11 protein-coding genes are annotated in these 12,069 nt (G+C 51.7%); 2 read left to right on the top strand and 9 right to left on the bottom strand.

Annotation, left to right across the window (positions count from 1 at the left end):
• Window positions 1-184 precede the first annotated feature (184 nt).
• Window positions 185-2,365 carry a TonB-dependent siderophore receptor gene (locus OGV65_RS06570; RefSeq protein ID WP_019076496.1) on the top strand — a complete coding sequence of 727 codons (2,181 nt, stop codon included), beginning with the start codon at window positions 185-187 and terminating at the stop codon, window positions 2,363-2,365.
• 57 nt (window positions 2,366-2,422) lie between these two features.
• On the opposite strand, the gene OGV65_RS06575 is transcribed toward OGV65_RS06570, so the two are convergent.
• The 8 genes from OGV65_RS06575 to hinT form a co-directional block, all read right to left on the bottom strand.
• Window positions 2,423-2,962, bottom strand: a complete 540-nt coding sequence (locus OGV65_RS06575) for a glycine zipper 2TM domain-containing protein (RefSeq protein WP_003030814.1) — start codon at window positions 2,960-2,962, stop codon at window positions 2,423-2,425.
• A gap of 167 nt (window positions 2,963-3,129) precedes the next feature.
• Window positions 3,130-4,434, bottom strand: a complete 1,305-nt coding sequence (gene ndh / locus OGV65_RS06580) for an NADH-quinone dehydrogenase (protein ID WP_286454758.1) — start codon at window positions 4,432-4,434, stop codon at window positions 3,130-3,132.
• A gap of 236 nt (window positions 4,435-4,670) precedes the next feature.
• On the bottom strand, window positions 4,671-5,213 hold the full coding sequence (ycfP, locus tag OGV65_RS06585) for an alpha/beta hydrolase YcfP (RefSeq protein WP_003030817.1): 543 nt from the start codon (window positions 5,211-5,213) through the stop codon (window positions 4,671-4,673).
• Window positions 5,214-5,234: 21 nt separating this feature from the next.
• On the bottom strand, window positions 5,235-6,260 hold the full coding sequence (nagZ, locus tag OGV65_RS06590; RefSeq protein WP_047501964.1) for a beta-N-acetylhexosaminidase: 1,026 nt from the start codon (window positions 6,258-6,260) through the stop codon (window positions 5,235-5,237).
• A gap of 10 nt (window positions 6,261-6,270) precedes the next feature.
• Window positions 6,271-7,095 carry a thiamine kinase gene (gene thiK, locus OGV65_RS06595; protein WP_286454761.1) on the bottom strand — a complete coding sequence of 275 codons (825 nt, stop codon included), beginning with the start codon at window positions 7,093-7,095 and terminating at the stop codon, window positions 6,271-6,273.
• Window positions 7,076-7,717 carry a penicillin-binding protein activator LpoB gene (gene lpoB, locus OGV65_RS06600; RefSeq protein ID WP_016152673.1) on the bottom strand — a complete coding sequence of 214 codons (642 nt, stop codon included), beginning with the start codon at window positions 7,715-7,717 and terminating at the stop codon, window positions 7,076-7,078. Before lpoB ends, thiK begins: the two co-directional genes overlap by 20 nt.
• A gap of 13 nt (window positions 7,718-7,730) precedes the next feature.
• The gene (locus OGV65_RS06605) at window positions 7,731-8,105 is read right to left on the bottom strand and encodes a YcfL family putative periplasmic lipoprotein (protein ID WP_019076489.1); all 375 of its coding nucleotides are present in this window, start codon (window positions 8,103-8,105) and stop codon (window positions 7,731-7,733) included.
• Between the two features lie 2 nt (window positions 8,106-8,107).
• Window positions 8,108-8,467, bottom strand: a complete 360-nt coding sequence (gene hinT / locus OGV65_RS06610) for a purine nucleoside phosphoramidase (protein WP_016156204.1) — start codon at window positions 8,465-8,467, stop codon at window positions 8,108-8,110.
• Between the two features lie 348 nt (window positions 8,468-8,815).
• Between hinT and fhuE the strand changes: the two genes are divergently transcribed.
• Window positions 8,816-11,002, top strand: coding sequence for a ferric-rhodotorulic acid/ferric-coprogen receptor FhuE (fhuE, locus tag OGV65_RS06615; protein WP_286454762.1), 2,187 nt, complete (start codon window positions 8,816-8,818; stop codon window positions 11,000-11,002).
• 75 nt (window positions 11,003-11,077) lie between these two features.
• Here fhuE and OGV65_RS06620 read toward each other — a convergent pair whose 3' ends face one another.
• Window positions 11,078-11,968: a LysR family transcriptional regulator gene (locus tag OGV65_RS06620; protein ID WP_286454764.1), complete on the bottom strand. Its 891-nt coding sequence runs from the start codon at window positions 11,966-11,968 to the stop codon at window positions 11,078-11,080.
• Window positions 11,969-12,069 lie beyond the last annotated feature (101 nt).

A 12,069-nucleotide genomic window follows, 5' to 3' on the forward strand; every position in this document is an offset into this window, starting at 1 on the left:
GGATTATCCCTACATTATTCAGTGTTTTCAGCATCTTATCCGATCATTTTTTGTAAAATGTATTGATAACAACAATTATTATCAGCAATATTCGCATTTGTTTTAACGCCTGTTTCACAATGTAACCATCGGTTTCTCTACCGCCATAACAAAAACAGATCGACTCTTTTTAAAAGGAATACAAATGCATAAGCGTCTCTGGGTGCTCAATCCTCTCTTGTTGTCTTTAACTCTCCCAGCCATCGCGGCTGAGGAAGATAACCTCATCGTCAGTGCCAACCGTAGTCAACGCACCGTGGCAGAAATGGCGCAAACGACCTGGGTTATTGAAGGAAGCGAGATTGAACAGCAGGTTCAGGGGGGGAAAGAGTTCAAAGATGTTCTTGCTCAGTTAATCCCAGGAATCGATGTCAGCAGCCAGGGGCGCACAAACTACGGCATGAATATGCGCGGTCGTGCCATCGTAGTACTGATAGACGGTGTCCGTCTGAACTCCTCGCGTACTGACAGTCGTCAACTGGATTCTATTGATCCGTTTAACATCGCACACATTGAAGTCATCTCAGGTGCAACCTCACTGTATGGCGGCGGCAGTACCGGTGGGTTAATCAACATTGTCACCAAAAAAGGCCAGCCGGAGCGTGAAGTAGAACTCGAACTGGGGAGTAAAAGCGGCTTCAATAACAGTAACGATCATGATGAACGCGTTGCCGCGGCGGTGAGCGGAGGAACCGATCGCGCTTCCGGGCGCATGTCCGTCGCGTATCAACGGTTTGGCGGCTGGTATGACGGCAATCACGATGCCCTGCTGCTGGATAACACCCAAACCGGCCTGCAGCACTCCGATCGTCTGGACGTGATGGGCACCGGAACGATTGAGCTTGACGACAACCGTCAGTTACAACTGGTTACGCAGTATTATAAGAGCCAGGGGGACGACGATTACGGACTGGATCTTGGCGAGAACATGTCCGCCGTGACGGGAAACGGTAAGGCTTATACCAGCAGCGGACTGAATTCCGATCGTATTCCCGGCACCGAGCGTCATCTGATCAGCCTGCAGTATTCAGACGCGGATTTCTTCGGCCAGAACCTGGTCAGCCAAATCTATTACCGTGACGAATCGCTGAAATTCTACCCCTTCCCTACGCTAAGCAAAGGCAAGGTCACCAGTTTCTCCGCATCGCAGCAGGACACAGACCAGTTTGGTGCCAAAATCACCCTCAACAGCCAGCTGATGGATAACTGGGAGCTGACGTGGGGTGTCGATGCCGATCACGAAACCTTCGATTCCAATCAGAAATTCTTCGATCTGGCCTGGTCCCTGCCCTCCGGCGGTATGGACAACCGAACCGCTTATACCACCGGGCGTTACCCCGGTTATAGCATCACCAACTTCGCGCCTTTCCTGCAGAACAGCTATGACATTAACGACATCTTTACCCTCAGCGGCGGTGTGCGCTATCAATGGACCGAAAACAGGGTGGATGATTTCGTTGGCTATGCCCAACAACAGGGAATTGCCACCGGCCTGGCAAACTCCGCCGATACCATTCCTGGCGGTAAAACCGATTACGATAATTTCCTGTTTAACGCCGGTATCCTCGCCCACCTGACCGACCGTCAGCAGACATGGTTTAACTTCTCTCAGGGCGTGGAGCTTCCGGACCCGGGGAAATATTACGGTAACGGCACCTATTCCCTGGTTGGCGATCATTACCAGCTCCAGCGCAGCGTCAACGTGGCGGACTCGCGCCTGGAGGGGATTAAAGTTAACTCCTACGAACTGGGATGGCGCTACACTGGCGACAGTCTGCGCACGCAGCTGGCCGCTTACTACTCTACTTCGGATAAATCGATCGTTATCAACCGCAGCGATATGACCATTAACGTCCAGCCCGACGATCGCCGTATTTATGGCCTTGAAGGTGCGGTGGATTATTTCATTGCGGATACGGACTGGAGTCTGGGCGGCAACTTCAACGTCATTAAATCGGAAGTGAAGCAAAACGGTAAGTGGCAGAAATGGGATGTCACCCTGGCTTCCCCGTCCAAAGCCACCGCGTGGGTCGGCTGGGCACCTGAACCGTGGACATTGCGCGTACAGAGCCAGCAAACATTTGATCTGACGGACGCCAGCGGCAATAAGCTGGACGGCTATAACACGATGGACTTTATCGGCAGCTATCAGCTCCCGTTGGGTAAACTGACCTTTAGCGTAGAAAACCTGCTGAATGAAGAGTACACCACGCTGTGGGGACAACGTGCGCCACTGCTGTACAGCCCAACCTACGGTAGCCCGTCACTGTATGAATACAAAGGCCGGGGCCGCACCTTTGGTCTGAACTACGCCTTAACCTTCTGATAAAAAAAGCCCCCCAGCCTGAGCGAATGGGGGGCTAATGTTCAGGATAATGCTATTTTACGCTTTGTTATTCAGTACCAACTGTCCGTTGTTATCCAACGGAATTTGCGCGCCGGGGTCCTTATCCATACGGATTTTCCCCTGCTGATCGCCAATTTTGTACGTCACGTCGTAGCCCAGCATTTTTTCAGATTTGTCATACACCGTTTTACAACGCTGCTGCGTAGTAGTGTACGTATCATTTTCTTGCATCGAACCCTGGATCTGGTTACCTGCATAACCGCCGCCTAAAGCACCGGCCACGGTAGCAATATCTTTACCGCGTCCGCCGCCAAACTGATGGCCGATAACGCCACCAGCAACCGCACCCAGCACGGAACCCGCGATACGGTTTTCATCTTGTACCGGCTTACGGTGCGTGACCGTCACGTTCCGACACTCCTGGCGCGGTGTTTTTACCGACTCTTTAATCGGTGTTGCAGAGACAACTTGTGCATACTGTGGGCCACGCTCGAAAACGTTAAGACTGGCCACCGCTGCAACACCCAGCGCAGCAGCTACGCCAATCCCTATACCCGCCAACATAGATTTATTCACGGGACTTCCTCCTTTTTTGCTATTAGCAACAACTTTGCAACAGAAGGTAAGGAATGCCAATCAGATTACGGATGAAAATAGCACGAGGAGGAGCGAAGGCAGGATGATTCGGAGAACTCTGAAGGAAGGCGCCGGATAAGTACAAACATCCGACGCCATAAGCCGTATTAATGCAGTTTCAGACGCGGGCGGATCACCCGGTTAATGCTGCCAACCAGCATCATCAGACCGGTTTTAAAGTAACCGTGCAGAGCAATCTGGTGCATGCGGTACAGTGAGATGTACACAAAGCGCGCAATACGCCCTTCTACCATCATCGAACCGCGGGTCAAGTTGCCCATCAGGCTACCCACGGTAGAGAAGTTAGAAAGTGAAACCAGAGAGCCGTGGTCTTTGTACTGATACGCTTTCAGCGGCTTGCCGTTCATCTGCGCCAAAATGTTGTTCATTGCGCAGCTTGCCATCTGGTGCGCAGCCTGAGCGCGCGGCGGCACAAAACCACCTTCCGGGCGAGCGCAGGAAGCGCAGTCGCCAATCGCGTACACGTCGGGATCGCGCGTGGTCCGCAGAGTCGGCTCAACCACCAGTTGGTTAATACGATTGGTTTCCAGACCGCCAATGTCTTTCATAAAGTCTGGCGCTTTGATCCCCGCAGCCCACACCATCAGATCGGCTTCAATGTACTCGCCATCCTTGGTATGCAGTCCGCCTTCATCAGCGCTGGTTACCATCGTCTGGGTCAGTACGCGTACGCCCAGTTTGGTTAACTCATTATGCGCAGCACTGGAAATACGCGGCGGCAACGCAGGCAGAATACGCTCACCGGCTTCTACCAGCGTAACGTTCAGCGCTTCGTTGGTCAGCCCTTTGTAACCATAGCTGTGCAGCTGTTTTACCGCATTGTGCAGCTCGGCTGAGAGTTCAACCCCCGTCGCACCGCCGCCGACAATGGCGATATTTACTTTGCCATTAGCGCCCAGATTCGCGGAATACTTCAGGAACAGATTCAGCATCTCCTGGTGGAAACGACGCGCCTGATGCGGGTTATCCAGGAAAATGCAGTTTTCTTTGACGCCCGGCGTATTGAAATCGTTGGAGGTACTACCCAACGCCATCACCAGCGTGTCATACGGGACTTTGCGCTCAGGAACCAGCAGCTCGCCCTTCTCATCGCGCAGCTCGGCAAGAGTAATGGTTTTCGCTTCGCGATCGATATCCACCACCGAACCCAACTGAAACTGGAAACCGTGGTTACGGGCATGCGCCAGATAGCTCAGCGCATCCACGCCTTCGTCCAGGGAACCCGTCGCGACTTCATGCAGTAACGGTTTCCATAAATGGCTGTGGTTTCTGTCCACCAGCGTGATTTTGGCCCTTTTCTTGCGCCCCAGCTTTTTACCCAGCTGCGTCGCCATTTCCAGTCCGCCAGCACCGCCGCCGACAATCACGATTCTTTTTAATGGTGTAGTCAACGTGACCCCCTTAAATTTATTAACCAATTGTTAATTAAAAGTTATAGGCATAGCCTTTAATTAACAACAAGTTACGATAATGAAAATGTTCTTCGAGAGTGAGAATAACACGAACGGTGCATTGGTCATACCAAAATTGATGTGTATCAAGTTTTGATGCTGAAAAGATAGACAACACAAACTTTAAGAACAAAAAAACCAGCCCGAAGGCTGGTTTTTTACACGTTCATTGAGGATTAACCTAACGTCTTGAACGCTTTGATGCGCTGCAAATGCGGGGAGATATTCTTAAACTTGTGCGTCTGCTCTTCGTCCCAGACTATCTCGTAAAAATGATGCAGCTCTTCTGACGAACGCTGACTATTGAGCGCTTCATCATGACGTGACAGGATCACCAGGCAGCGATCGCGATTCTTTTCGCGGAAATTGGTCACGCATTTTGTCGCGATATCGGCATACTCTTCAGGCCTGTCGATTTTTCCCTCCATGTTCTCATACGGGAACAGGTTGGGATTAAACACTACCTGACGAATATCACACAGGAAACCAATCCGTTCAGCCCAATATCCCCCGAGCCCCACGCCACAAATCAGCGGACGGTCGTCCACATTAAGCTGCAGCATTTTGTCCACTTCTTTCAGTAGATGCTGCATGTCATGTTTAGGATGCCGCGTACTGTAGCTAATCAGCCTGACATCCGGGTCGATGAACTGCAGCTGCAACACCTTTTCGTGGTTGCCCGGGCTGTTAGAGTCAAAACCGTGTAAATAGATAATCATCGCATCCTCGCCAAACTTGCGTTAATGACCTGCTTTCTCTTCCTGCCAGCGCTCATGAAGCTGGTTGAGCTGGGCGCTTACCGTCTTCCAGCGTGCCGAGTCCATCAGTTCCTGACGTGAAAATGAACCTTTATGATACAAACGTGTAACACGTTCTGCATTGATCGGCGACAGATTATCTAACACACTGACCGCTCCCTTACGATTATTGCAGACCAGGATCATATCGCAACCCGCATCCAGCGATGCCTGACCACGCTCAGCATAGCTTCCCATAATCGCCGCCCCTTCCATCGACAAATCATCGGAGAAAATGACGCCATCGAAACCAAGCTCCTGACGCAGCACCGTTTTCAGCCAGTGTGGCGAACCGCTCGCCGGACGCGGGTCCACGTCACTGTAGATGACATGCGCAGGCATAATGGCATCGAGTTTGTTTTCCGTAATCAACGTCTGGAACACGGACATATCTTTTGCACGAATTTCGGCTTCTGAACGTGGATCGGTTGGGGTTTCTTTATGCGAATCCGCCGTCACAGCCCCATGCCCGGGGAAATGTTTACCGGTAGTTTTCATGCCAGCAGCATGCATACCGTCAATGAAGCGAGTCGCCATAGCCAGCGCTTTCCGCGGATCGGCATGGTAAGAGCGTTCGCCAATCGCCGCGCTGATATGCCCCACATCCAGCACCGGCGCAAAACTGATATCTATATCCATTGCGATCATTTCGCTGGCCATTAGCCATCCGGCGTCCTGAGCCAGATTGCCGCCTTCTTCCAGACCGTGCAGCGCAGCAAAGGATTGGGCCGCGGGCAGACGCGTAAATCCTTCGCGAAAACGCTGTACCCTGCCGCCTTCCTGATCTACCGCCACCACCAGATGATTGCGTGATGCCTCGCGAATCTGGCGCACTAATTCACGCAACTGTTCCGGGTCATGATAATTTCGGGTAAAGAGGATCAACCCACCTACCAGCGGATGCGCCAGAATCTCGCGCTCTTCAGCGTCCAGCTCATACCCTTCGACATCCAACATTACTGGGCCCACACTGCTCTCCTTATCCTTTCATTATTAGCTGCCGCCAGGTTTCATCGGCCAGCCTGATAAATTGTCGATCGCCGGTTTGTCGCCAGCGATACTCAAACCACCCCGCTTTCAGCATTATGACCCAGGGCCGCCATCGTCTGACCTGCCGCCACAGCGCGTTTTGTTCAATGTACGCTCGTTGGGCGTAGGCGCTCACCAGCCGTTGGTGCTGAGATTCGTCGTTGACCCAAACCGCCGCCAGTTCCAGAGCGATATCACCGTCTCCGGCATATTCCCAGTCAATCAGCCGCAGTCCTGATGCTGTACGTACGATGTTGTCACCGTGGACATCCATATGCAGAGGCCCCAGACGCAAAGGTCGAGGCTCACCGCTTTTCCTGAGTCGCTTCAACGCTCGCAACCAGCATGGCGTACGACGCGCCGGATCGCCACACTGCCAGTACTGTTCGAGTAGCGGCAGCAGACTGATTCGCCAGCCCAATTGGGGTTGTTGGTGCAGATGATACAATAAGCCAGCGAGTTCGTCGGCGTCCGGCAATCTGGATTCTACCTTACCGTGAAAAAAGTCGACCGCCATCCACCCACGTATATAAAAGCGGGGGCGCGGCGCAAGGCTTTCAGGCAGGTGCTTTAACGCGTGATAGTGGCGTAAGAAATACGATTCCGGTGCGTCAGGGTCGTGATGACAGCGCAACACTAAGCGGTGGGTATCGTGTTCGATGATGCAGCTCCCGCCGCTCAGGCCGCTATGGTTGGCTACGACGGGATGATACTGCGGGAAATAGCGCGACAACACCTCGTCGCGCGTTAGCCGGTTATTGTTGCTGTACGGCACCTTTACCTGACCAGATTATCTCGCCAGTTTGTACCAGCATTAATTGCATTTGCAGCGCCGGCGAATTGACGTTGCCGGAGGCGCTGGAATAGAGCACATACTGTGCGCCAACGTTACGGGCGATACCAATCGCTTTGCTGCGCGTTCCCAGACTGTCGTTCGGCGACAAACCTAACTGCTGTTTGGCGACGGCCAACTGCTGGGCGGAAACCAGGGTAAACTTGCCGTTATTCGCCAGCGCGTTCCTCAAGGTCTCGGTGGCTTCACCGGCATTCAACGAGCCGTTGGTCCGGTTATTCACGCTATCAACCAGCAGAACGCCTCCCGCTTTGACGCCGTCAGCCTGCAGCATTTTACCGACCATCGGCTGCATAGCCCCGTTCCAGTCATAATGACGTTGACGCGGCGTCGGCTGCGCCGTTTGGTCCTCGTGCTCAATCGGACCCGGCTGCTGCGGTATGCTTGGCACCGTTGGTACAACCGGCACCGGCTGTTGCGGCTGCGCGGGCTGTTCCGGCACCGGCTTCACTTCCTCTACGGGTGCGGGCTCACGTTGCGCCACACAGCCAGAGAGAAACATCGCCAGCGCGGCAATCAGTGCGTAGCGATTCATTTTGATCATCAAGATTCACCCCTTACAAATAAAGATAAAGTCTAACCTTGTGCGCCCCCAGAAAATTGGCGCTGCCGTACAGCGTCACCGACGAATGAGCCGGGATAGTCACGCTGCGTGGCGCTTCCAGAGGATGCATTTCCAGTCCTCTGGCGTCATACCAGTAAAACCGATAATGAACGGTAACGGGTTCTTGTCTTTCGTTATAAAGTCGCGAGGATGCTGAGGCCTGAATATCAGACGTGGTTAACGTCGGCTGTTCTGCTGTAATGCCCGACGCCAGAATCGTTGATTCCATCACCAGCGACTGTTCATCACTTACCGGGATTTCAGGATGTGCCCGACAGCCAGCCAGTAGCAGCAAGCTCAGTGAAAGTGCAATGCATCCTCTGGTCATGCTTACAGACCTTTATGCGCAAGCATTGGACCCAGCGCACGTCCACCCAGCAGGTGCATATGAATGTGATACACCTCCTGACCGCCGTGACGATTGGTATTCATAATTAAACGATACCCATCCGCAGCAATGCCTTCCTGCTCGGCGATTTTCGCCGCTACGGTGATCATGCGACCCAACGCCTGCTCGTGTTCCGCTGTCACATCGTTGACGGTCGGGATCAGGACGTTAGGAATGATCAGAATGTGCGTAGGTGCCTGAGGGGAAATATCACGAAACGCAGTGACCAGTTCATCCTGGTACACGATATCTGACGGAATTTCACGACGGATAATTTTGCTGAATATAGTTTCTTCTGCCACGACGTTTTCCTTTTTCATTAACAGCCCAAGCGTTATGCCATGCTACGCTGGGTCACTCTGCGAGTATAGAGTATGAGCGAGTTACTCACGCTCTTTCAACTTTAACCCTCGATTTTTTAAGCAAAAAGCCCTGCCACTGCTGTTCTTATAACCATTTCCCGTCGCTATTGCTTAAGCATAGTACTGAAACAACATTTCACTTATGCCGTAGCATCTGTTTACACACTGAATGTGAATGCGTATATTTCGCATTTGTATTCGCGTGCGAACTTAATAATTTACAACCAAAAAGTTCATCGCAACCTCAGTGATTCAAACTTAATATTAATAATTATCAAGGACTTTTCGATGTCTTTCACAACACACAACGGGGATGACCAACGCAAACCTGGGCTTGCCCCTTCTGTACTGGCAGCCTGCATCACGTTAGCACTATTGCCTTCCACCAGCCTCGCAGCCCCTGCTGAAGAGACGGTTATCGTTGAGGGCTCTGCTCCAGCCACATCCAGTGAGGAGCAAGATTACAGCGTTAAATCAACGACTGCTGGCACCAAAATGCAGATGACGCAGCGCGATATTCCGCAATCAGTCAGTATTATCAGTCAGCAGCGCATGGAAGATCAGCAACTGCAAACGCTGGGCGATGTGATGGACAACACGTTGGGGATAAGCAGAAGTCAGGCGGATTCAGATCGCAGTAGCTATTACTCTCGCGGATTTCAGATTGATAACTACATGGTCGATGGGATTCCGACCTATTTTGAATCCCGCTGGAATCTCGGTGATGCCCTTTCCGACACGGCCCTTTTTGAGCGTATCGAAGTGGTCCGTGGCGCAAACGGGCTAATGACCGGGACGGGTAACCCCTCAGCCTCGATTAATATGATCCGTAAGCATGCCACCAGCCGCGAGTTCACCGGTAATGTTTCTGCGGAATATGGCAGTTGGAATAAACAACGATATGTGACCGATCTTCAAAGCCCGCTCACGGCAGACGGCAACGTGCGCGGGCGCATCGTGGCGGGCTACCAGAATAACGACTCCTGGCTTGATCGCTACAATAGCGAAAAAATGTTCTTCTCCGGGATTGTCGATGCCGATCTGGGCGACACCACCAGCCTGTCTGCGGGTTATGAATACCAGCGCATTGATATCAACAGTCCAACCTGGGGTGGATTGCCGCGCTGGAATACCGACGGCAGTAAAAACAGCTATGACCGCTCGCGCAGCACTGCGCCGGACTGGGCGTACAACGATAAAGACTTCAACAAAGTGTTTGTCACCATCAAGCAACGTTTTGCCGATACCTGGCAGGCGACCATGAATGCCACCCACTCCGAGGTCAAGTTTGACAGTAAAATGATGTACGTCGATGCCTATGTCAATAAAGCCGATGGCACGCTGATTGGCCCGTATGGCAGCTATGGTCCGGGCTATGACTACGTCGGAGGTACCGGCTGGAACAGCGGCAAGCGTAAGGTGGATGCCGTCGATCTGTTCGCCGACGGCGGTTACGACCTGTTTGGTCGTCAGCATAATCTGATGCTGGGCGGCAGCTACAGCAAACAGAATAACCGTTACGAAAGCGCGTGGGCGAACGTATTCCCCAACGAAATCGGCAGTTTCTATACCTTCGATGGTAACTTCCCGGAAACCAACTGGAACCCGCAGTCATTGGCCCAGGACGATACCACGCACATGAAATCGCTCTACGCCGCAACACGTATTTCGCTGGCCGACCCACTGCATTTGATTGTCGGCGCGCGTTATACCAACTGGCGTATCGACACCCTCGCCTACAGCATGGAACAAAACCACACCACGCCGTATGCGGGCCTGGTGTATGACATTGACGATAACTGGTCTACCTACGCCAGCTACACCTCAATCTTCCAGCCGCAGAACAAGCGCGACAGTTCCGGTAAATATCTCTCCCCAATTACCGGCAATAACTATGAGCTTGGCCTGAAGTCCGACTGGATGAACAGCCGTTTAACCACCACCCTCGCGGTGTTCCGCATTGAACAGGATAACGTGGGCCAATCAACCGGCGTACCAATTGCCGGTAGCAATGGCGACACGGCCTATAGAGCGATGGATGGAACGGTCAGCAAAGGGGTCGAATTCGAAGTTAACGGTGCGATCACCGATAACTGGCAGATGACGTTCGGCGCGACACGCTATGTTGCTGAAGACAACGAAGGCAATGCGGTAAACCCGAACCTACCGCGTACCACAGTAAAACTGTTTACCCGTTATCGCCTGCCAGCCATGCCGGAACTGACCGTGGGCGGTGGGGTTAACTGGCAGAATCGTGTTTATAGCGATACGGTCACGCCGTATGGCACATTCCGCGCGGAACAGGGAAGCTACGCCCTGGTCGATTTATTCACCCGCTATCAGGTGACGAAAAACTTCTCTGTGCAGGGTAACCTCAATAACCTGTTCGATAAAACCTACGACACCAATGTCGACGGATCTATCGTCTATGGCGAGCCGCGCAACGTCAGCGTCACCGCCAGCTATCAGTTCTGATTCGAAACACATCACGCTCCACCTGCTCGTCAGGTGGAGTGATATTGATACATTGCGGCGAAACCCCCCCCTTTTTTACACCACAATAGAGGTATCTCCTGCTACGACCAAGCGCAAAAAATCATCCCGAAGATGATTTTTTATTTTTGGGTTCCACACCACACCTATATCCCAGCGTATTTGCTTTTCCATAGGCATTAATAAATTAACATTGGCGGGCAAAAAAGTACGAACGCTTGCGGGTAAAAAGGCAACGCCGTTACCACCAGCAATTAATGCCAGTAACGACGTCATATCATCCGTAGCGGACACCGTAACAGCCTTCAACTGGTTACTTTGGAGAAAATATGCAGTTTGTTCAGCAAGGCAAGGGCTGGTAGACGGATCGAGTTGGAGTAAGGGATATGCCGATAGTGCACTCTGAATATTCATATTGTGTATATCGCTATTCGCCGGCATAGCAAGCGCCAGCGTTTCCTCATAAAGAATATATGAAACCAGACCTTTACTTACAGGTGCCCGCACAAAACCAATATGCAACCGCCCCTCCAACAGCATTTTCATTTGAACACTAGAAGGAAGATGATTAATAACAACCTCACACTCAGGAACTTGCTGATGAAATTGTCTTATCCACTTTGGAACTTGCTGAAATGACGAAATCCCAAAGCCCATAAATAACTTTTCACGATTTTTCGAATTTACCTCTCTCGCATAGTTCAGAAATTCAATATGGGATTGTAAAAGCTCATTTGCTTTAGAAAAAAGCTGCTGCCCCAATACAGTTAAACTTGCGCCATGACGTCCGCGCAAAAAAAGAACGCCACCTGTCAAATGTTCCAGCGTCTGTATCTGCTTTGATAGTGCTGGTTGCGTCAAGAAGAGTTCTTTTGCAGCATTGCTGTAACTTCCTTTCATCGCCAAGGTAACAAAAGCTCGAAGCAGTTTTATATCTATTCCTTTCATTTATTGAACCCTGAAAAAAATGGAATTATACAAATACCTATAACAGGCCCATGATAGCAAGGGATGGCAATAAAGAAAAATAACTGACCAGTAGAAAACTG

This window comes from Citrobacter sp. Cb004 (assembly GCF_030337065.1).
Lineage (GTDB): Bacteria > Pseudomonadota > Gammaproteobacteria > Enterobacterales > Enterobacteriaceae > Citrobacter > Citrobacter braakii.

What these genes read in the sequence shown, in the direction of transcription:
- OGV65_RS06620 (WP_286454764.1), bottom strand. Translation starts at nt 11,968, where the DNA reads ATGAAAGGAATAGATATAAAACTGCTTCGAGCTTTTGTTACCTTGGCG.
- lpoB (WP_016152673.1), bottom strand. Translation starts at nt 7,717, where the DNA reads ATGATCAAAATGAATCGCTACGCACTGATTGCCGCGCTGGCGATGTTT.
- ycfP (WP_003030817.1), bottom strand. Translation starts at nt 5,213, where the DNA reads ATGATTATCTATTTACACGGTTTTGACTCTAACAGCCCGGGCAACCAC.
- OGV65_RS06605 (WP_019076489.1), bottom strand. Translation starts at nt 8,105, where the DNA reads ATGACCAGAGGATGCATTGCACTTTCACTGAGCTTGCTGCTACTGGCT.
- fhuE (WP_286454762.1), top strand. Translation starts at nt 8,816, where the DNA reads ATGTCTTTCACAACACACAACGGGGATGACCAACGCAAACCTGGGCTT.
- OGV65_RS06570 (WP_019076496.1), top strand. Translation starts at nt 185, where the DNA reads ATGCATAAGCGTCTCTGGGTGCTCAATCCTCTCTTGTTGTCTTTAACT.